General features: G+C 56.9%; 14 protein-coding genes, 2 tRNA genes and 3 rRNA genes. 1 reads left to right on the plus strand and 18 read right to left on the minus strand.

Annotated elements, in window-relative coordinates; all coding sequences use genetic code 11:
* Window positions 1–101 precede the first annotated feature (101 nt).
* On the minus strand, window positions 102–1640 hold the full coding sequence (murJ, locus tag U9R80_RS23505) for a murein biosynthesis integral membrane protein MurJ (protein WP_301842864.1): 1539 nt from the start codon (window positions 1638–1640) through the stop codon (window positions 102–104).
* Between the two features lie 251 nt (window positions 1641–1891).
* Here murJ and rpsT point away from each other — a divergent pair, with 251 nt between their 5' ends.
* Complete coding sequence (rpsT, locus tag U9R80_RS23510) at window positions 1892–2170, plus strand: 30S ribosomal protein S20 (RefSeq protein ID WP_028944589.1); 279 nt, start codon at window positions 1892–1894, stop codon at window positions 2168–2170.
* A 126-nt stretch (window positions 2171–2296) separates the two neighbouring features.
* On the opposite strand, the gene U9R80_RS23515 is transcribed toward rpsT, so the two are convergent.
* The 17 genes from U9R80_RS23515 to mrcB form a co-directional block, all read right to left on the minus strand.
* On the minus strand, window positions 2297–4597 hold the full coding sequence (locus tag U9R80_RS23515; RefSeq protein WP_301842865.1) for a PqiB family protein: 2301 nt from the start codon (window positions 4595–4597) through the stop codon (window positions 2297–2299).
* Complete coding sequence (locus U9R80_RS23520) at window positions 4590–5213, minus strand: paraquat-inducible protein A (protein ID WP_301842867.1); 624 nt, start codon at window positions 5211–5213, stop codon at window positions 4590–4592. The genes U9R80_RS23515 and U9R80_RS23520 overlap by 8 nt, the downstream gene beginning before the upstream one ends.
* Complete coding sequence (locus U9R80_RS23525; RefSeq protein WP_301842868.1) at window positions 5200–5859, minus strand: paraquat-inducible protein A; 660 nt, start codon at window positions 5857–5859, stop codon at window positions 5200–5202. The genes U9R80_RS23520 and U9R80_RS23525 overlap by 14 nt, the downstream gene beginning before the upstream one ends.
* A gap of 185 nt (window positions 5860–6044) precedes the next feature.
* Window positions 6045–6160, minus strand: a 5S ribosomal RNA gene (rrf, locus tag U9R80_RS23530).
* A gap of 137 nt (window positions 6161–6297) precedes the next feature.
* Window positions 6298–9187 (minus strand): 23S ribosomal RNA (locus tag U9R80_RS23535).
* A 223-nt stretch (window positions 9188–9410) separates the two neighbouring features.
* A tRNA-Ala gene (locus tag U9R80_RS23540) sits at window positions 9411–9486 on the minus strand.
* A 10-nt stretch (window positions 9487–9496) separates the two neighbouring features.
* Window positions 9497–9573, minus strand: a tRNA-Ile gene (locus U9R80_RS23545).
* Between the two features lie 85 nt (window positions 9574–9658).
* Window positions 9659–11195, minus strand: a 16S ribosomal RNA gene (locus U9R80_RS23550).
* Together the 16S, 23S and 5S rRNA genes with 2 tRNA genes alongside form the textbook arrangement of a ribosomal RNA operon.
* A gap of 571 nt (window positions 11196–11766) precedes the next feature.
* Window positions 11767–12387 (minus strand): protein-methionine-sulfoxide reductase heme-binding subunit MsrQ, encoded by a 621-nt coding sequence (gene msrQ, locus U9R80_RS23555; protein ID WP_301840124.1) that lies wholly within the window; start codon window positions 12385–12387, stop codon window positions 11767–11769.
* Window positions 12387–13400 carry a protein-methionine-sulfoxide reductase catalytic subunit MsrP gene (gene msrP / locus U9R80_RS23560; RefSeq protein ID WP_301840122.1) on the minus strand — a complete coding sequence of 338 codons (1014 nt, stop codon included), beginning with the start codon at window positions 13398–13400 and terminating at the stop codon, window positions 12387–12389. The genes msrQ and msrP overlap by 1 nt, the downstream gene beginning before the upstream one ends.
* A gap of 63 nt (window positions 13401–13463) precedes the next feature.
* Complete coding sequence (pssA, locus tag U9R80_RS23565) at window positions 13464–14321, minus strand: CDP-diacylglycerol--serine O-phosphatidyltransferase (RefSeq protein ID WP_028944488.1); 858 nt, start codon at window positions 14319–14321, stop codon at window positions 13464–13466.
* A 146-nt stretch (window positions 14322–14467) separates the two neighbouring features.
* Window positions 14468–15484 carry a ketol-acid reductoisomerase gene (gene ilvC / locus U9R80_RS23570; protein WP_028944489.1) on the minus strand — a complete coding sequence of 339 codons (1017 nt, stop codon included), beginning with the start codon at window positions 15482–15484 and terminating at the stop codon, window positions 14468–14470.
* A 51-nt stretch (window positions 15485–15535) separates the two neighbouring features.
* Complete coding sequence (ilvN, locus tag U9R80_RS23575) at window positions 15536–16027, minus strand: acetolactate synthase small subunit (protein WP_028944490.1); 492 nt, start codon at window positions 16025–16027, stop codon at window positions 15536–15538.
* 2 nt (window positions 16028–16029) lie between these two features.
* Entirely contained in the window at window positions 16030–17754 is a 1725-nt protein-coding gene (locus U9R80_RS23580; protein ID WP_301840119.1) for an acetolactate synthase 3 large subunit, read from the minus strand.
* A gap of 422 nt (window positions 17755–18176) precedes the next feature.
* Complete coding sequence (locus U9R80_RS23585) at window positions 18177–18506, minus strand: YqcC family protein (RefSeq protein WP_301840118.1); 330 nt, start codon at window positions 18504–18506, stop codon at window positions 18177–18179.
* A complete protein-coding gene (locus tag U9R80_RS23590) occupies window positions 18506–19258 on the minus strand; it encodes a tetratricopeptide repeat protein (protein WP_301840116.1) in 753 nt (250 codons plus the stop codon). Before U9R80_RS23590 ends, U9R80_RS23585 begins: the two co-directional genes overlap by 1 nt.
* 23 nt (window positions 19259–19281) lie before the next feature.
* A complete protein-coding gene (gene mrcB, locus U9R80_RS23595) occupies window positions 19282–21603 on the minus strand; it encodes a penicillin-binding protein 1B (protein ID WP_301840115.1) in 2322 nt (773 codons plus the stop codon).
* Window positions 21604–21653: the final 50 nt, after the last annotated feature.

Raw genomic sequence — 21653 nt, forward strand, 5'->3', positions numbered from 1 at the left:
TAAAGTGGTCGATTATAACCACACCCGGGCGCTGACGACAGGCAGCAGCGTCACCCCGTGGTGTGGAATAGATAAAACCGACGTCTGGCCATGTTTACGACTCAATGCAGCGCCTTGCGTGCAAAGTCGCGCGGGCGGAACCCGAACACGAACAGACTGCCGAAATACGTCACTACACCCGCCAGAACCAACGCGCCCAGGCGCAGGAAACGCTCAAGCATCTGCCCTTCTGCCCAGGCTGGCATGTAGTGCATCCCCGCCAACAGCACCGCCGACATCAACAGCACCGCCAGCACCAGCTTGGCGAGGAACTTGCCCCAGCCCGGTTGTGGCTGGAACAACTGCTGCTGACGCAGCTTCCAGTACAGCAAGCCGGCATTCAGGCACGCACCCAGGCTGATCGCCAGGGCCAGGCCCGCGTGTTGCAGGTGGGTGATGAACAGCAGGTTGAACACCTGGGTACAGACCAGGGTGAATACCGCGATCTTAACCGGAGTACGAATGTTCTGCTGGGCATAGAAGCCCGGTGCCAGCACCTTGACCAGAATAATTGCCAGCAAGCCTACCGAATAGGCGATCAATGCACGCTGGGTCATGGCGGCATCGAATGCGGTGAACTTGCCGTACTGGAACAGCGCCACGGTCAGCGGTTCGGCAAGAATGGCCATGGCCAGGGTGCACGGCAGCACCAGCAGGAAACACAGGCGCAGGCCCCAGTCGAGGATTCGCGAGTATTCATGACGGTCACGATTGGCGTAGGTCTTGGCCAGGGTTGGCAGCAGGATGGTGCCCAGGGCCACACCCAGGACACCGGATGGCAGCTCCATCAGGCGGTCGGCGTAGTACATCCAGGACACCGAACCCGCTACCAGGAACGAGGCGAAGATAGTGTTGATGATCAGCGAGATCTGGCTGACCGATACCCCGAGAATGGCCGGCAGCATCTGCTTGAGCACACGCCACACACCGCTGTCGCGCAAGTTCAGGCGGGGCAGCACCAGCATGCCGATCTTTTTCAGGTGCGGCAGCTGATACAACAGTTGCGCCAGGCCGCCTGCCAGCACCCCCCAGGCCAACGCCATGATCGGCGGGTCGAAGTACGGGGTCAGGAACACCGTAAAGCCGATCATCGCCACGTTGAGCAGGGTCGGTACGAAGGCTGGAACGGCAAAGCGGTTCCAGGTATTGAGGATGGCACCCGCCAGCGACGACAGCGAGATCAGCAATATATAAGGGAAAGTGACCCGCAGCAGGTCGGTGGTCAGCTGGTATTTCTCGGTGCTGTCGACGAAACCCGGAGCGGTCACCCAGACCACCCAGGGCGCGGCCAGGATGCCGATAGCCGTCACCACGGCCAGGACCAGGGTCAGCAGGCCACTTACATAGGCAATGAAGGTTCGGGTGGCCTCTTCGCCTTGCTGGGTCTTGTATTCGGCCAGGATCGGCACGAACGCCTGGGAGAACGCCCCTTCGGCAAAGATCCGGCGCAGCAGGTTGGGCAGCTTGAAGGCAATGAAAAAGGCGTCGGTGGCAACGCCTGCACCAAATACCCGCGCGAGGATTGTGTCGCGTACAAAGCCCAACACCCGTGAAATCATGGTGATGGAACTGACAGCCGCCAGGGATTTCAGAAGATTCATCGAAAGTTTTTCACGTCTTGAGATAAAGGGCTGTGCCGGAACGCGCCCAGTTGTGCGATACTCCGCGCCGCAACGCAAGCAGAGCAAAAGCTCCCGAGTTTACAGGTCGTGCCGCAGAAGGGAATCACTCCCTTGTTCAGAACGACCACTCAGCGGATCCGAGCAAGTGCCCTTGACAACCGATCAACTCATCGGCATGATTCGCGGCCTATTTTGTTTGCTATTTACCAAGTCTTTCGAGGAGCTCGACGGTGGCCAACTCACCTTCCGCCAAAAAACGTGCAAAACAGGCTGAGAAGCGTCGCAGCCACAACGCCAGCCTGCGTTCCATGGTTCGTACCTACATCAAGAATGTAGTTAAAGCCATCGACGCAAAAGACGCCGAAAAAGCGCAAGCTGCTTACATCCTGGCTGTGCCAGTTATCGACCGTATGGCCGATAAAGGCATCATCCACAAGAACAAGGCTGCTCGCCATAAAGGCCGTCTGAATGGCCACATCAAGGCGCTGAAGACTGCTGCAGCTGCCTAAGCGACACGCTTGTTAAAAAACCGACCTTAGGGTCGGTTTTTTATTGCCTGCGATAAAGTTATCGCGGGGCAAGCCCGCTCCTACAGCAGGGGCGGGCTTGCCCCGTGAAGGGCAGCCCGCTGCATATCACTTACCAATCTGAATCTTCGGTGCCCACTGCAGCCATTCTTCTTCGGCCTTGTCGAACAGGGCAAAGGTCTGCTGCGGTCGCGCCGGGTTACCCATCTTCTCGCCATCTGGCGTCGCGAAGGCAATCCCACCCTCTATCAGGGTTTCCAGCGATTCGGTGCGCACCGTCGCTCCCTTGAACAAGCCCCAGTCGAAGCCAAACCCGCTACTGTTCCAGAACCGGCTGCCACCGCGCACCAGCGCAGCGTAACGCGGCTCGATCAGGATATGGATCAACACACGGTCCGCGGTTTGTCCCAGCTCGAAACCCGTTACCTTGCCCACGGGAATTTCGCGATAGGTCACCGGTACACCCGCCTTGATCGAACCCCTTCTCGGTGCACTGAGCACCAGGGCCAGGCCGGCCTCACGCTCGGAAAAATCCGGTGCCTGGGGCAGTGCATTAAAGGTGCGCTGAGACCCCAGATTCTTCACTGCCGGCTGAACTTCCAGGTACTGACCCGTCACCAGGGTTTCCAGGTTAGCCGTCTTGACGATACCCAGAGCCGGCTTCACGACCCAGAATTGCGTACCTTCCCGGGCAATGCGATCGGGCACCTCGGTGATCCGCGCCTTGAGCAGCACAGCCTGCAAGTCCGGGGTGAGGTCAACCTGCTCGACTACCCCGACATCCAGTCCCTTGAAGCGAACAGGTGTGCCGACCTTGAGGCCATCAGCCCGCTCGACACGGATGGTGACCGTAGTACCACTGCGATTGGCCGTCTCTTGGTTTTCATGCAGACGGAAGCTCGGGATGCGGCGCTTGAGCGGCACATTCGGCGTCGGCGTATCGAAGGCGATGCCGCCCGCCATGAGGCTCTGTAGCGACTCACTCTTGATCTGGATACCGGACAATCCGCCCGTGAGGGTAATGCCGCTGGCGTTCCAGAATCGCGTCGAGCCGTTGACCAGGTTGGCGTACTCCTGCTCGATATGCACACCGATCAGCAGACGCTTACTCTTCTTGGAGAACTGATAGCTCTGAACGGTGCCTACCTTGACCTGGCGGTAGAGAATCGGACTGCCAACTTCCAACGAACCCAGGTTGTCACCGAACAACACCAGGTGCAGCCCTGGCGCCTTGAGGTCCAATGGCGGTGCCTTGGGGCGCGCCTCGAACTCGCGCTTGGGCGAGGCGCCCTTGTCGCCGGGACGGATGGCGATGTAGTTACCCTTGACCAGCGCCTCCAGCCCCGTGATCCCGGCCAACGAGATAGACGGTTTGACCACCCAGAACTGCGTGCCATCGACCAGGTAGTCTTCAGCCAATGGGTCGAGGGTCAACTCGGCCATGGCACTGGACAGGTCCGCATCGACCTTCAGGGTTTTCAGCGACCCCACCTGGATGCCCTTGTACATGACAGGGGTGCGACCGGCCTGAAGTCCTTCAAAATCAGCCAGCTTGACCTTGATACGAATCCCCGCCTGAGCTGCATCGAAGTCTTCGTACAGACGGAAAGGCAGATTCGGATCGGTCGGCGGGCTGTCCTTGCGGTGTTCAGGCGTGGCGAATGCGATCCCTCCGGCAACGATGCTGGACAAGGACTCGCTACGCACCTTCACCCCGGACAGATTGGCATCGATACTGATGCCGCTGGCGTTCCAGAATCGCGTGTGCTTGCGCACCAGGCTGGTATAAGCCGGCTCGATGAACACTTTGACTTCAACTGTCGCCTGGTCTTCGGCCAGGCGATAGCTTTTCACCCGACCTACCTGGATCTGCTTGTAGAACACCGGGCTGTCACGGTTGAGCGAGCCAAGGCGGTCTGCCTTAAGCGTCAGGTGCAGGCCGGGCTCGCTGTCAGACAACGGCGGCGCCACATCCAGCGCCTTGAAGCGCCTGGTAGGCGTCCCCTCCCCCGGGCTCACGGCAATGTAGTTGCCCGAGACCAGGGTCTCCAGCCCGGTAATACCGGCCAGGCTGACACTCGGCTTGACCAGCCAGAACCGTGTCCCGGTGTTCAGGTGCGATTCGGCAGCCTGGTTCATTTCAATGGTCGCAATTACGCCGGTATTGCTACCTTCGTCATCGAGCACCAGCTCTTTTACCTTGCCGACCGACATGCCCTTGAACACTACTTCGGTCTTGTTGGCGACAATACCTTCGCCACTTTCAAAGCGAACCTGGATATTGATTCCCGACTCGCGGTACGCCTGCCAGCCAAGCCAGCCGCCAATGACCAGAGCGATCAAAGGCAATATCCATATAGCCGACCAGTTTGAAGCTGGGCGGGTTTTAGCCGTAGGCAAATCACTCATGGTCGTCATCCGACTCCGTGTTATCCCAAATCAGTCGGGGGTCAAAAGTTACTGCAGCAAGCATCGTCAGAATCACCACACTGGCGAAGGCGACGGCACCCAGATTGGCTTCGACACTCGCAATCCTGCCGAAATTCACCACGGCCACCAGAATGGCTATGACGAATATGTCGAGCATCGACCAGCGTCCAATAAACTCGATGAAGCGGTACATCAGGATCCGCTGCCGAGCGGACAGGGGTTGATGGCGCTGCACCGAATAAAGCAGCAAGGCGATACCCACCAGCTTGAAGGTCGGCACCAGAATACTGGCGATGAACACCACCGCAGCGATCGGCCACATGCCGAGTTTCATCAGGGTGATGACGCCGGACATGATGGTGTCCGGGCTGCCCTGCCCCAGGGCGCTGACCGTCATGATCGGCAGCACGTTGGCAGGGATGTACAGAATGGCCGAGGTAAGCAGCAGTGCCCAGGTTCTTACCAGGCTGTTGGGCCGCCGTGCATGCACTATGGCCCCGCATCGGCTGCAAGTTTGTGAAGCACACTCTGGCTCCTGGCGATTCAGCTCATGGCATTCGCCACAAATCAGAATCCCGGCATCAATCGCACGCATGCAGGTCTTCCCCCGATAAAGCACTCCAGATCTGGTGGGGTGACATCACCACCTCCAGCCACACCTGCACCAACAACAAACTGATAAAGCAGGCCAATCCCAGTCCGAGACTCAGCTCTGCCAGATCGACCAGCTTGACCATTGCTACCAGCACGCCCATGAAATACACCTCGAGCATGCCCCAGTCGCGCAAATGGTGATAAATCCGGTACAGCAACAATCCGTAGCTGCGCCCAATGTCCAGTCGAATGCTCAACAGCACCGCCAACTGGCACAACAGCTTGAGAAGGGGGATGGCCATGCTGCAAAGAAATACAACCACCGCCACACCTTTCATACCGGTGTTATAGAGCCCTACGACGCCACTCCAGACGGTATCGTCAGAGGTTTGGCCCAAGAGGTGGAGCTGCATGATGGGAAGAAAGTTTGCAGGGACATATAGAAGCAAGGCAGCGAGCACCAGCGCCAGGCTGCGCTGGACGACATTGTGGCGGTGCGCGTAGAGCTCGTAACCGCAGCGCGGACAATGCGCTTTTTCGTCCTGTTTGAGGACAGGCTTGCGCATCAGCAGATCGCATTCGTGACACGCCACCAACTGATCCAGAGGCAGGTCTGCGAGCTGATGAGAATCGGCAGGTTCAGTCATAGTGAACTTCTGAGTTTACTTAAGGGCGGTATTCTAACCTGTGTAGGAACGGGCTTGCCCTGCGATCTGGCCCTGGATCGTTGAATGCGGATCGCGGGGCAAGCCCGCTCCTACCGTTGGATCTTACCGGGCCTGAAAAGACAAAACCCCTACCTGCATGTGCAGATAGGGGTTTCGGAATTTAATCTTGACGATGACCTACTCTCACATGGGGAAACCCCACACTACCATCGGCGATGCATCGTTTCACTACTGAGTTCGGGATGGGATCAGGTGGTTCCAATGCTCTATGGTCGTCAAGAAATTCTGTGTACCGGACCGTCGTTCGACGCTCCAGCAAATCGGGTATGTGATGTTTTGTGAGTCGCAAACTTTCGGTTCGTTTCGTCTTCACAACACCGCAATCTGGTCATTCGACGCAAATTGCTTGGGTGTTATATGGTCAAGCCTCACGGGCAATTAGTATTGGTTAGCTCAACGCCTCACAGCGCTTACACACCCAACCTATCAACGTCGTAGTCTTCGACGGCCCTTCAGGGAGCTCAAGGCTCCAGTGAGATCTCATCTTGAGGCAAGTTTCCCGCTTAGATGCTTTCAGCGGTTATCTCTTCCGAACATAGCTACCCGGCAATGCCACTGGCGTGACAACCGGAACACCAGAGGTTCGTCCACTCCGGTCCTCTCGTACTAGGAGCAGCCCCTCTCAAATCTCAAACGTCCACGGCAGATAGGGACCGAACTGTCTCACGACGTTCTAAACCCAGCTCGCGTACCACTTTAAATGGCGAACAGCCATACCCTTGGGACCGGCTTCAGCCCCAGGATGTGATGAGCCGACATCGAGGTGCCAAACACCGCCGTCGATATGAACTCTTGGGCGGTATCAGCCTGTTATCCCCGGAGTACCTTTTATCCGTTGAGCGATGGCCCTTCCATACAGAACCACCGGATCACTAAGACCTACTTTCGTACCTGCTCGACGTGTCTGTCTCGCAGTCAAGCGCGCTTTTGCCTTTATACTCTACGACCGATTTCCGACCGGTCTGAGCGCACCTTCGTACTCCTCCGTTACTCTTTAGGAGGAGACCGCCCCAGTCAAACTACCCACCATACACTGTCCTCGATCCGGATAACGGACCTGAGTTAGAACCTCAAAGTTGCCAGGGTGGTATTTCAAGGATGGCTCCACGCGAACTGGCGTCCACGCTTCAAAGCCTCCCACCTATCCTACACAAGCAAATTCAAAGTCCAGTGCAAAGCTATAGTAAAGGTTCACGGGGTCTTTCCGTCTAGCCGCGGATACACTGCATCTTCACAGCGATTTCAATTTCACTGAGTCTCGGGTGGAGACAGCGCCGCCATCGTTACGCCATTCGTGCAGGTCGGAACTTACCCGACAAGGAATTTCGCTACCTTAGGACCGTTATAGTTACGGCCGCCGTTTACCGGGGCTTCGATCAAGAGCTTCGCGTTAGCTAACCCCATCAATTAACCTTCCGGCACCGGGCAGGCGTCACACCCTATACGTCCACTTTCGTGTTTGCAGAGTGCTGTGTTTTTAATAAACAGTCGCAGCGGCCTGGTATCTTCGACCGGCATGAGCTTACGGAGCAAGTCCTTCACCCTCACCGGCGCACCTTCTCCCGAAGTTACGGTGCCATTTTGCCTAGTTCCTTCACCCGAGTTCTCTCAAGCGCCTTGGTATTCTCTACCCAACCACCTGTGTCGGTTTGGGGTACGGTTCCTAGTTATCTGAAGCTTAGAAGCTTTTCTTGGAAGCATGGCATCAACCACTTCGTCGCCTAAAGGCAACTCGTCATCAGCTCTCGGCCTTAAGATCCCGGATTTACCTAAGATCTCAGCCTACCACCTTAAACTTGGACAACCAACGCCAAGCTGGCCTAGCCTTCTCCGTCCCTCCATCGCAATAACTAGAAGTACAGGAATATTAACCTGTTTTCCATCGACTACGCTTTTCAGCCTCGCCTTAGGGACCGACTAACCCTGCGTCGATTAACGTTGCGCAGGAAACCTTGGTCTTTCGGCGTGGGAGTTTTTCACTCCCATTGTCGTTACTCATGTCAGCATTCGCACTTCTGATACCTCCAGCAAGCTTCTCAACTCACCTTCACAGGCTTACAGAACGCTCCTCTACCGCATCACCTAAGTGATACCCGTAGCTTCGGTGCATGGTTTGAGCCCCGTTACATCTTCCGCGCAGGCCGACTCGACTAGTGAGCTATTACGCTTTCTTTAAAGGGTGGCTGCTTCTAAGCCAACCTCCTAGCTGTCTAAGCCTTCCCACATCGTTTCCCACTTAACCATGACTTTGGGACCTTAGCTGACGGTCTGGGTTGTTTCCCTTTTCACGACGGACGTTAGCACCCGCCGTGTGTCTCCCATGCTCGGCACTTGTAGGTATTCGGAGTTTGCATCGGTTTGGTAAGTCGGGATGACCCCCTAGCCGAAACAGTGCTCTACCCCCTACAGTGATACATGAGGCGCTACCTAAATAGCTTTCGAGGAGAACCAGCTATCTCCGAGCTTGATTAGCCTTTCACTCCGATCCACAGGTCATCCGCTAACTTTTCAACGGTAGTCGGTTCGGTCCTCCAGTCAGTGTTACCTAACCTTCAACCTGCCCATGGATAGATCGCCCGGTTTCGGGTCTATACCCAGCGACTAAGCGCCCTATTAAGACTCGCTTTCGCTACGCCTCCCCTATTCGGTTAAGCTCGCCACTGAATATAAGTCGCTGACCCATTATACAAAAGGTACGCAGTCACCTAACAAGTAGGCTCCCACTGCTTGTACGCATACGGTTTCAGGTTCTATTTCACTCCCCTCTCCGGGGTTCTTTTCGCCTTTCCCTCACGGTACTGGTTCACTATCGGTCAGTCAGTAGTATTTAGCCTTGGAGGATGGTCCCCCCATATTCAGACAAAGTTTCTCGTGCTCCGTCCTACTCGATTTCATGACTAAGAGATTTTCGCGTACAGGGCTATCACCCACTATGGCCGCACTTTCCAGAGCGTTCCGCTAATCTCAAAGCCACTTAAGGGCTAGTCCCCGTTCGCTCGCCACTACTAAGGGAATCTCGGTTGATTTCTTTTCCTCAGGGTACTTAGATGTTTCAGTTCCCCTGGTTCGCCTCTTGCACCTATGTATTCAGTACAAGATACTCAGCTTATGCTGAGTGGGTTCCCCCATTCAGAGATCTCCGGATCAAAGTCTGTTTGCCGACTCCCCGAAGCTTATCGCAGGCTACCACGTCTTTCATCGCCTCTGACTGCCAAGGCATCCACCGTATGCGCTTCTTCACTTGACCATATAACCCCAAGCAATCTGGTTATACTGTGAAGACGACATTCGCCGAAAATTCGCGATTAAACTCACAAATTTTACCTTAGCCTGAACAACACCAGTGAAAGTGCTATTCAGTCTATCTTTCTATCACATACCCAAATTTTTAAAGAACGATTCTGAAAAAGTTCAGAAATCAATATTCGAGGCGAATATTCATTTCTAAGCTTTGACACGGTAGCAAGGGGTGGTGGAGCCAAGCGGGATCGAACCGCTGACCTCCTGCGTGCAAGGCAGGCGCTCTCCCAGCTGAGCTATGGCCCCAACAAGAAACTGGTGGGTCTGGGCAGATTCGAACTGCCGACCTCACCCTTATCAGGGGTGCGCTCTAACCAACTGAGCTACAGACCCAGTTAAGAGCTGTTACCGATATCGTCTTCTTCAATGAATCAAGCAATTCGTGTGGGAGCTTATAAGACAGCTGATGTCTGTCGATTAAGGAGGTGATCCAGCCGCAGGTTCCCCTACGGCTACCTTGTTACGACTTCACCCCAGTCATGAATCACACCGTGGTAACCGTCCTCCCGAAGGTTAGACTAGCTACTTCTGGTGCAACCCACTCCCATGGTGTGACGGGCGGTGTGTACAAGGCCCGGGAACGTATTCACCGCGACATTCTGATTCGCGATTACTAGCGATTCCGACTTCACGCAGTCGAGTTGCAGACTGCGATCCGGACTACGATCGGTTTTGTGAGATTAGCTCCACCTCGCGGCTTGGCAACCCTCTGTACCGACCATTGTAGCACGTGTGTAGCCCAGGCCGTAAGGGCCATGATGACTTGACGTCATCCCCACCTTCCTCCGGTTTGTCACCGGCAGTCTCCTTAGAGTGCCCACCATTACGTGCTGGTAACTAAGGACAAGGGTTGCGCTCGTTACGGGACTTAACCCAACATCTCACGACACGAGCTGACGACAGCCATGCAGCACCTGTGTCAGAGTTCCCGAAGGCACCAATCCATCTCTGGAAAGTTCTCTGCATGTCAAGGCCTGGTAAGGTTCTTCGCGTTGCTTCGAATTAAACCACATGCTCCACCGCTTGTGCGGGCCCCCGTCAATTCATTTGAGTTTTAACCTTGCGGCCGTACTCCCCAGGCGGTCAACTTAATGCGTTAGCTGCGCCACTAAAATCTCAAGGATTCCAACGGCTAGTTGACATCGTTTACGGCGTGGACTACCAGGGTATCTAATCCTGTTTGCTCCCCACGCTTTCGCACCTCAGTGTCAGTATGAGCCCAGGTGGTCGCCTTCGCCACTGGTGTTCCTTCCTATATCTACGCATTTCACCGCTACACAGGAAATTCCACCACCCTCTGCCCTACTCTAGCTCGCCAGTTTTGGATGCAGTTCCCAGGTTGAGCCCGGGGATTTCACATCCAACTTAACGAACCACCTACGCGCGCTTTACGCCCAGTAATTCCGATTAACGCTTGCACCCTCTGTATTACCGCGGCTGCTGGCACAGAGTTAGCCGGTGCTTATTCTGTCGGTAACGTCAAAACACTAACGTATTAGGTTAATGCCCTTCCTCCCAACTTAAAGTGCTTTACAATCCGAAGACCTTCTTCACACACGCGGCATGGCTGGATCAGGCTTTCGCCCATTGTCCAATATTCCCCACTGCTGCCTCCCGTAGGAGTCTGGACCGTGTCTCAGTTCCAGTGTGACTGATCATCCTCTCAGACCAGTTACGGATCGTCGCCTTGGTGAGCCATTACCTCACCAACTAGCTAATCCGACCTAGGCTCATCTGATAGCGCAAGGCCCGAAGGTCCCCTGCTTTCTCCCGTAGGACGTATGCGGTATTAGCGTTCCTTTCGAAACGTTGTCCCCCACTACCAGGCAGATTCCTAGGTATTACTCACCCGTCCGCCGCTGAATCGAAGAGCAAGCTCTTCTCATCCGCTCGACTTGCATGTGTTAGGCCTGCCGCCAGCGTTCAATCTGAGCCATGATCAAACTCTTCAGTTCAATACTGCTTGGGTTTTGAGAAAACCCTAAACTTGGCTCAGCAATCTCAAATGACTTCTTTGAAGTCTTTCGACTTCTCGTGTAGTCACTTGTGATGCTGATAATCTTTTTGACTATCAGTCTGAGCTCACAAGCACCCACACGAATTGCTTGATTCGATTGTTAAAGAGCGGTGGCTGAAGCTTTTCGCTTCAACCGAGGCGCGCATTCTACGCTTTCCTCAGAGTGTGTCAAGCGCTTATTTTGAAGTTTTTCAGAATTTCTCTTTCAACTTCAACCGCTTAACTCGCTGCGATCTCTCGTCAGCGGGAGGCGAATTCTACAGCGTTTCAAGTCGCTGTCAACTGCCTTTTTCACCGCTGCCGATCTTTCGATCGAAGCCCCTCCAGCACTACCTGAAACCGCTAACTCTTTGAAACTCAAGGAGTTTTCGATTCCGACTACGCCGGAAGTGGGGCGAATTATAGACAGATCCGCAGGGGCGTCAATGACTTATTTCAACTTTGTTTCGGTGGCGGCGTTTTGGCTATAAGAAGCAAGCTTCAAGCAGCAAGTAAAAGCAGAGGTGCATTCAGGCTTTTGTTGCAGGCGTTGCTTTTGAATTCGCCAGTCTTGGTATACGCCGTGCAAGCAGGGGAATACGCAGCGCCAACAGAAAAGCCCCGATTGCTGCATACACTGCCCACTCCTTGAGATCGGCACGCACGATCCATAGGAAGTGCAGCAACCCCAAGACAAGAATTACGTAAATCAGCTTGTGCAACTTCTTCCAACGCGCGCCCAGGCGCCGTTGACTGTAGCGATTGGATGTCACCGCCAACGCCAGCAACCCCAGGAATCCCAGCGCACCAACAATGATGTAGGGCCTTTTGCTCAGTTCCACGCCCAATTGCCCCCAGTCCAGCCCGAGGACGAACACCATATAGGCGCTCATGTGCAGCACTATATAAGCAAAGCACCACAATCCCAGCTGCCGGCGCGAGACGATCCACCCCGCCCACCCTGTCAATCGCTGCAGGGGGGTGATGGACAAGGTAATAAGCAGAAAGATCAGTGCCCCTAACCCCAATCGATCGACCAGGATCTTGCCAGGGTCCGGACCCAGCGCATTCATGGCAGCCTCATACAGCCACCAAAGCGGCCAAATGCTGGCCAGGATGAAGATGCCCAGGCGAAACAGTGGATAGCGCATCAGTAGTTCTTCCGCAGATCAAGGCCGCTATACAGCCCCGCCACTTCCTCGGCGTAACCGTTGAACATCTGGGTAGTACGCACGTTGGGACTGAACAGGCCACTGGGCAGTCGCCGCTCACGCGCCTGCGTCCAGCGAGGATGATCGACATCGGGATTGACGTTGGCATAGAAGCCATACTCTTCAGGCGCTATGGCTTGCCAGGTAGTACGTGGCTGCTCTGCTACCAAACTGATACGCACAATGGACTTGATGCTCTTGAACCCATACTTCCACGGCACCACCAACCGCAGCGGCGCGCCGTTCTGATTGGGCAGTTCGCGCCCATACATCCCCACCGCCAGTATCGCCAACGGGTTCATTGCCTCATCCAGGCGCAGCCCCTCTACATACGGCCAATCGATCAAGGCAAAGTTGGAACGTTGCCCAGGCATGCTTGAAGGGTCTTGCAGGGTTTCAAAGCGAATGAATTTCGCCTTGGACGTCGGCTCCACTTGCTTGAGCACTGCAGACAAGGGGAAGCCCAGCCAGGGAATGACCATCGACCAGGCCTCGACACAGCGCAGCCGATAGATCCGCTCTTCAAGTTGATAAGGGCTCATGAAGTCTTCCAGCGCATAGCGCCCTGGCTTGCCCACTTCCCCATCAACCACCACGGTCCAGGGTTGCACCTTGAGACTGCCGGCGTTTTCGGCCGGATCGCCCTTGTCGGCACCGAACTCATAGAAGTTGTTGTAATGCGTCGCGTCTTTATAAGGCGTAATGGCCTCCCCTGGCGCGGTTACCGCCTGCCAGCGCGTGACGGCCAGCTTGTCATTGAACCAGCCTGGCGCAGCCCCCGCTTCGACATCTGCATAGCGCGACATTTCGGCAGCGCTGGCCCAGCGCGGCAGTAGCGAGACCGCCCACGCGGCCGCAGATCCACCAAGCAGTGAACGGCGCGAGACATAAAGGGATTCGGGAGTAATGTCCGACGTTTTGCAATCGGAGGCTTTGGACAGCTTGATGAGCATGATGGCTCCGTAGAACTGGAGGACTGATGCACCAGTAGACTACGGAGCCTGAGCGAAATTACATCACTCGATGTTTTTCCGGCGGCGGATGCGCAGCAGGTACTGCACCGGGCCGGATGCCGCATAGCCAAGGAACACCAGCAGCAGAATGCGCGGTGGATCACTGAAGACTACCGCGAACACCAGCACCACCGCGAGGATCGCTACGAACGGTACGCGCCCCTTGAGGTCCAGCTCCTTGAAGCTGTTGTACTTGATGTTGCTGACCATCAGCATACCCGCCGCGGCCACCAGCAAAGCGACCAGGAACGAGAGTTTCGAGCCCTGGATACCGTAGTCGCTGAAGGCCCAGACGGTACCCGCTACTACACCCGCCGCTGCCGGACTGGCCAGACCGATGAAGTAACGTTTGTCAGCCGTGCCGACTTGCGTGTTGAACCGTGCCAGACGCAGCGCAGCACCGGCAACATAGATGAAGGCGACCATCCAGCCGACCTTGCCCATGTCACCGAGCGCCCAACCGAACGCCAGCAGTGCGGGAGCCACACCAAAGGCGACCATGTCCGACAGCGAGTCATACTCGGCACCGAAGGCACTCTGGGTGTTGGTCATGCGGGCCACGCGGCCATCAAGGCCGTCGAGGACCATGGCCACGAAAATGGCGATGGCAGCAAAGGCGAAATACTTGCTCGCCTCGCGTGGATCACCGGCACTCAGGGCAGCCTGGGCGCTCATGGAGTTGATGATGGAGTAGAAACCGGCGAACAGGTTCGCCGTGGTGAAGAGATTGGGCAGCAGATAGATGCCGCGATGCCGAACCTTGCGTCCTTCGGCGTCATGCCCTTCTTCAACATGCTCATCGATCGGTAGCAGGCTTTCGGCGTCAGAGGCCTTGTTCGGCTCTTCGGGACGTTCGCTCATTGACATTACCTTGCAACGGTGTGGAAAGTTTCGACAGAGGTCTGCGACGAGGGTTCACCGGCAGACGATGAAGCTTTATACCAGATGCTGACCGCCTAAACGAAAAAACGCGGCCGAAGCCGCGTTTTCATCGCATCAAGCCAGAATTAGTTCTTGGCCTTGTCAACGATCTTGTTGGCTGCGATCCAAGGCATCATCGAGCGCAGTTGCTCGCCGATGACTTCGATGCCGTGAGCAGCGTTGTTACGACGCTTGGCGGTCATCGATGGGTAGCCGGTAGCGCCTTCGCTGATGAACATCTTCGCGTATTCGCCGTCCTGGATGCGCTTCAGAGCATTGCGCATGGCCTGACGGGATTCGGCGTTGATGACTTCTGGGCCGGTCACGTACTCGCCGTACTCGGCGTTGTTGGAGATCGAGTAGTTCATGTTGGCGATACCGCCTTCGTACATGAGGTCAACGATCAGCTTCAGTTCGTGCAAGCACTCGAAGTAAGCCATTTCTGGCGCGTAGCCTGCTTCAACCAGGGTTTCAAAGCCGGCTTTGACCAGCTCGACGGTACCGCCACACAGAACAGCCTGCTCGCCGAACAGGTCGGTTTCAGTCTCGTCCTTGAAGGTGGTTTCGATGATACCGGTACGGCCGCCACCAACGCCTGCAGCGTAGGACAGGGCGACGTTCTTGGCGTTGCCCGAAGCGTCCTGGTAGATAGCGATCAGGTCAGGGATGCCGCCGCCTTTGACGAACTCGGAACGTACGGTGTGACCCGGCGCTTTTGGCGCGATCATGATCACGTCCAGGTCAGCGCGTGGCACAACCTGGTTGTAGTGGATGGCGAAACCGTGGGAGAAGGCCAGGGTGGCGCCCTTCTTGATGTTCGGCTCGACTTCGGTCTTGTACAGCTGGGACTGGAACTCGTCCGGGGTCAGGATCATGACCAGGTCGGCACCTGCAACAGCGGTTGCCACGTCGGCAACTTTAAGGCCGTGGGCCTCAGCCTTGGCAACGGTAGCCGAACCTTTACGAAGACCGACAGTGACATCCACACCGGAGTCTTTCAGGTTGCACGCTTGGGCGTGACCTTGGGAGCCGTAACCGATGATGGCAACTTTCTTGCCCTGGATGATCGAAAGGTCGCAGTCTTTATCGTAGAAAACTTTCATGAACATACCCCTGTTATCTCGGCCCGATAGGGCCATCGCTAATTTTTTGAGTTAGATGCTGAGCACTTTGTCGCCACGGGCAATGCCGGTGACGCCACTGCGCACTGTTTCGAGAATGGACGCGGTACCGATTGCCTGAATGAAGCTGTCAAGCTTGTCGCTGGCGCCAGTCAGTTGGACGGTATAGACGCTGCTGCTGACATCGACGATCTGCCCCCGATAGATATCGGTGGTGCGCTTGATCTCGGCACGCTGTGCGCCCGTGGCCTTGACCTTTACCAGCATCAACTCACGTTCGATGTGCGCGCTTTCCGAGAGGTCGACAAGCTTCACGACTTCAACCAGCTTGTTCAGGTTTTTGGTGATCTGCTCAATCACCTCATCATGACCGACCGTGGTCAACGTCAGACGCGACAGGGTCGGGTCTTCGGTTGGTGCTACGGTCAGGCTTTCGATGTTGTAGTTACGCTGCGAGAACAGACCGACCACGCGAGACAAGGCACCGGGTTCGTTTTCCAACAGCAGGGAAATAATGTGCCGCATGATTAGGTACGCTCCGTCTTGCTCAGCCACATGTCGCGCATGGAACCGTCTTTGATCTGCATCGGGTAGACGTGCTCGCTGTTGTCGACCTGGATGTCGATGAACACCAGGCGGTCTTTCATGGCGAACGCTTCCTCGAGCTTGGGCTTGAGGTCCTTCAGACTGGTGATGCGAATGCCCACATGGCCATAGGCTTCAGCCAGTTTGACGAAGTCAGGCAGCGACTCCATATAGGAGTGCGAGTGACGGCTGTTGTAGGCCATGTCCTGCCACTGGCGGACCATACCCAATACACCGTTGTTCAGGTTGACGATCTTGACCGGCAGATCGTACTGCAGGCAGGTCGACAGTTCCTGAATGTTCATCTGGATACTGCCCTCGCCGGTAACGCAGGCAACGTCCTGGTCCGGGAAGTTCAGCTTGACGCCCATGGCCGCCGGGAAACCGAAGCCCATGGTGCCCAGGCCGCCAGAGTTGATCCAGCGATTAGGCTTGTTGAAGCGGTAGTACTGCGCGGCGAACATCTGGTGCTGGCCCACGTCGGAGGTGACAAAGGCATCGCCCTTGGTCACTTCACACAGGGTTTCGATCACCGTCTGCGGCTTGATTACGCTGCCATCGCCCTTGTCATAAGGGAACATGTCGCGATCACCACGCCACTCTTCGATCTGCTTCCACCACGCGTCGATAGCGGCCTTTTCTGGCTGCTCGCCGATTTCGCGCAAGGTCGCGACCATTTCGGTCAAGACGCTGTCGACCGGACCAACAATCGGTACGTCAGCCTTGATGGTCTTGGAGATCGAGGCAGGGTCGATGTCGATGTGGATAACTTTGGCGTTCGGGCAGAACTTGGCCGGACCGTTGACCACGCGATCATCAAAACGCGCACCGACAGCGAAAATCACGTCAGCATGGTGCATGGCCAGGTTGGCGGTGTAGCTGCCGTGCATGCCGAGCATGCCGAGGAACTGGCGATCGGTACCCGGATAGCCGCCCAACCCCATCAGGGTGTTGGTGACCGGCAGGTTGAGCATCTGGGCGATTTCGGTCAAGGCTTCGGAGCCGCCACCGAGGATCACGCCACCACCGGCATAGACCACTGGACGCTTGGCGGCCAGCAGCATTTCGGCAGCCTTGCGGATCTGTCCCGAATGACCACGAACGGCCGGGCTGTAGGAACGCATCTTGACCTTTTTGGGGTAGACGTATTCAAACTTTTCCGCCGGGTTGGTCATGTCTTTCGGGATATCGACCACGACCGGGCCTGGACGGCCGGACTGAGCCAGATAGAAAGCTTTTTTCAGGACTTCCGGGATTTCCGATGCATGCTTGATCATGAAGCTGTGCTTCACGATCGGCCGGGAGATACCGATCATGTCGGTTTCCTGGAAGGCATCGGTACCGACCATGGTGCTAGGCACCTGGCCAGAGAGGATAACCATCGGAATGGAGTCCATGTAGGCGGTGGCAATACCGGTAATGGCATTGGTCGCACCAGGACCCGAGGTCACCAGTACCACGCCGGCTTTGCCGGTGGCACGGGCATAACCGTCCGCCATATGGGTAGCGGCCTGCTCGTGACGAACCAGGATGTGATTGACTTCCGGTTCTTTGAACAGGGCATCGTAAACATGCAGGAGAGCACCACCAGGGTACCCGTAGATGTGCTTAACGCCTTCGTCACGCAAAAAGCGGACGACCATCTCAGCGCCAGATAAAAGCTCCACGTTGTTCACCTCTAAAACGCCAGAATACCGCCCACGGTGGACGGGTCTTAATAGGTTTACTGCCAAGCAGAGCATGAGCGACGGAATCGCCGACTACGTCAGCACTGACTGAGCAAGTATTGGGAGCGCCCCAAAGTGTTGCGGGGTTTTCCCACCCAGCGCGAGGTAACGCGTTGCGGGGTGTAACAGGTCGGCGCGGGTGTGCGCCTCATGATCTGCTTAGCGGGTCTGCTTCTGGCAGTCCCTCTACAGCGGAATCTGGATTCTTGTGATTCGGCGCGCGCAAGTCAAGAAAAATTATTGCCAATTTTCCCCTAGGACGATCAACAGCCACCATTAATGCCAACAGCTGCAGCAGAAAAACAAACAATACAAAGAAAAAGAGCCACATTCTGTGGCTCCAAGGGTGAAAAGAGGGAAATTCAGGCAGATGGACTGATCAATTGATCAAATTCTGCTAGTAGCCTGCGCAGCTCGCGACTTTCGTCAGGGCGGTCTACGTATACCGTTTCAGCCATGACCAGGATGCCGGATGCATTTGGCAGCGGCAGCCCCTTTTCGAGAATCTCTTTCATTTTCGGCAGGAAAATCCACTGCAACCACTGATCGAAGCTCATGCTGTCGACAGCAAACGGCACGGTGCTCGCCAACGCCTGGGCAGTGGGGGCGACGTCACTCCACCAGCCCTGGGCATGTAGCTCGTGCTCGATCAACAGCAAGTGATCGGCGATATCCAGAATGCGCGAGTCCATTACAGATTGACCTGGGCTTTCTGCCGCGCCAGCGCCGCGCCAGCCGAGTCACCCTGCTTCTCGCGTGACTGGGCGATGATGTTCCACAACCCCGCTTGCAGGTCCGGACGACCATTGGCGTAGGTCAGCGCACGGCGGGCCAGTTGCTCCGACTGGGCCGCATCCCCTTGGGCCAGGCGCACCTGAGCCAGGCGATAGAGCACCTGCGGCTCGCGAGGCGCGATGCGCTGGGCGCGCTCCAGGCTCGACGAGGCGCCGTTGTAGTCACCACTACCCTGCTGTTGCTGGGCAGTGGTCAGCAGTGCCAGCACCGGGCCATCGAGTTGCTCGTCAGCCGACAAGCCACCGCTGGTTACGCCGCTGCGCGGAATACCGCTCGGAGCGCTGGGCGCAGTGCTAGGCATGGTGTAACTGCCCGCATTCACCGAACCGCTGTTGTACGGCGCCGAACTCACGGGCCCAGGTGTAATCGGACCGGTCGAGATCGGTGCAGGCGCCGTCGAGGCCGGGAACGTCTGGATCGGCGCTGCGCCCGCCCCTTGCGGGACCATTACAGTCACACCGGAGTCCTGGGGCACAGCCTGTGCCTGACGGGTGCCGGCATTGACAGGAGCGCCACGCGTAGCTGAAACCCGTTCACCGTTGGACACTCGCGTGCTCGAGTCGACCACAGGAATCGAGCCGCGTTGTACGTTGGCGCAACCGTTAAGCAAAGCCAGTGCCGTAAAGGCAGGTATCAACCACTTGTTCACTTCACACCCTCTTTGCCTAGTGCTTAATTCATCCAGCCCTTGACCCAGTCCATCACGGACTCGGCAGGATCCTGCGTGCCGCCGCAGGCAGCGCCCGCAGGGGGCTCACTGCCGCGAATATACGGCATCTGTACTGCACCCGGGCAACTGGCATCGGAGCCTTGCCCGGTATGTGGATCGACCCAGGCCTGGACCACGTTGTCCGGCAATGGCATGTCCAGAGGTAGCGGATCAGCCTTGCGCATGAAACTGGTCCAGACCTGCAGGGCGCCCGTGGCACCCGTGAAAGGTGTCTTGCCGTTATCGTCACGTCCCAACCAGACCACGGCCAGCAAGTCCTGGCTGAAGCCGGCGAACCAGCTGTCGCGAGAGTCGTTACTGGTACCGGTCTTGCCCGCCAGGGTCAGGGAGCTTGGCAGCACGCTGTAGACAGAACGCCCGGTACCTTCGCGCATCACCCGCTGCATGGCGTTCTGCACCAGATAGATAGCCCCCGGATCGAAGGTCTGCTGGATCTGGAACGGATAACGCTTGAGCGGCTCGCCCTCGGCTGTCAGCACACTGCGGATGCCGCGCATCGGTGTATTGAAGCCGCCATTGGCCAGCGTCTGGTACATGGTCGCAACCTGCATCGGCGACATGCCGCCAGCACCCAGCAGCATCGACGGGAATGCCGGCCAATCGACGTTCACACCCAGTCGCCCAATAGTTTTGAGCACATTCGGCACGCCCAGTTCCAGGCCCAGCTTGGCCGTCGACAAGTTGTAGGAGTTGGCCAGGCCCTGGTACAGATAAATGGTGCCGTGAGAGCGGCGATCATAGTTCTGTGGCCGCCAGACCTGGCCGTCGCCGCCTTTCACCGAAAACGGCTCATCCTGCATCCAGGTGGTCAGGGTGTATTTGCTCGGCTTTTCAAGGGCGGTCAGGTAGACCGCCGGCTTGACCAGCGAGCCTATCGGCCGCACTGCATCAATGGCCCGGTTGAACCCGGCAAAGCCCGCCTGACGACTGCCGATCAGCGCCTGCACTTCACCGGTTTCCGGATTGGTGACTACCATCGCCGCTTCGACTTCGTCGGAACCCTTGCGTCCGGCAAGGCGCTTGAACGTCTCGGACATCGCCGCTTCAGACTTCATCTGCAGGATCGGATCGAAACTGGTGAAGATGCGCAGGCCTTCTTCGGTCAAGTCTTCATCGCGGTAGTCCTGGCGCAGCTGACGCTTCACCAGGTCGAGGAACCCTGGGAAGGAGCTGTCGGCCAGACTGCCACGCTTGGTCACACCCAGCGGCATTTTCTTCGCTGCGGCGACGGCCTCTGGTGTGGCCACGCCCTGCTCGGCCAGCAGGTCGAGCACCAGGTTACGCCGCACGGTGGCGCGTTCCGGGTAACGACGCGGGTTGTAGTAGGACGGGCCCTTGACCATTCCCACCAGCAACGCGACCTGATGCAGCTTCAATTCAGACAGTGGCTGGCTGAAGAAGAACTGGCTGGCCAGGCCGAAACCATGCACCGCGCGCTGACCGTCCTGACCGACGAATACCTCGTTGAGGTAGGCCTCGAGAATTTCCCGCTTGTCGTAGTGCAGCTCCAGCAACAACGCCATCATGGCTTCGGTGAGCTTGCGACTGAGGCTGCGCTCGTTGGTCAGGTAGAAGTTCTTGACCAATTGTTGCGTCAGGGTACTGCCGCCCTGGCGCATCGCACCCGACGAGGTGTTGACCCAGACCGCACGGGCGATGGACTTGGGCGATACGCCAAAGTGGCTGTAGAAATCGCGGTCTTCCACGGCGACCAGGGTTTCGAGCAGGTACGGCGGCACCTGGTCGAGTTTGATCAGAATCCGGTCTTCGAGGTTCTTGGGGTACAGGCCGCCGATCAGCAACGGTTCAAGCCGCACCACATCAAGCTTGGACCCGTTGGCACCGCTCAGGCCCGCCACATAGTCGCCGGAGAAACGCACGCGCACCGCTTGCGCCTGCTCCATGCCTTCATAGAACTGGAAGCCACGGGTGTTCAGGTCAACGGTGTTGCCACTGACGGCAGCGGCACCCGGGCCATTGGCGACGCTTTCGCGGCGATAACCCAGGGCATCGAGCTCAATGAGAAAATCGCTCTTGCTCAGCTTCTGTCCGACGAACAGCTCCAGCGGCCGGGCATATACCTTGGCCGGGATGGTCCAGCGCTTGCCGGAGAACTTCTCCTGGACCACAGCGTCGAGATAAATGGCAAAGCCGGCCAGCACCACAAGGCCAACCAGGCTGAGCTTGATGGCCCAGCCCAGCCAGGCGCCAGAGCGGCCAGACGGGCGTTTTTTCGGGGTACGGGGGGATCGGGTACGAGTCATGGCGGCGGATTATACGCACTTTATTGATCGTCGACAGGCGCCCTCCGGCG

This window comes from Pseudomonas sp. JQ170C (assembly GCF_035581345.1).
Classification (GTDB): domain Bacteria; phylum Pseudomonadota; class Gammaproteobacteria; order Pseudomonadales; family Pseudomonadaceae; genus Aquipseudomonas.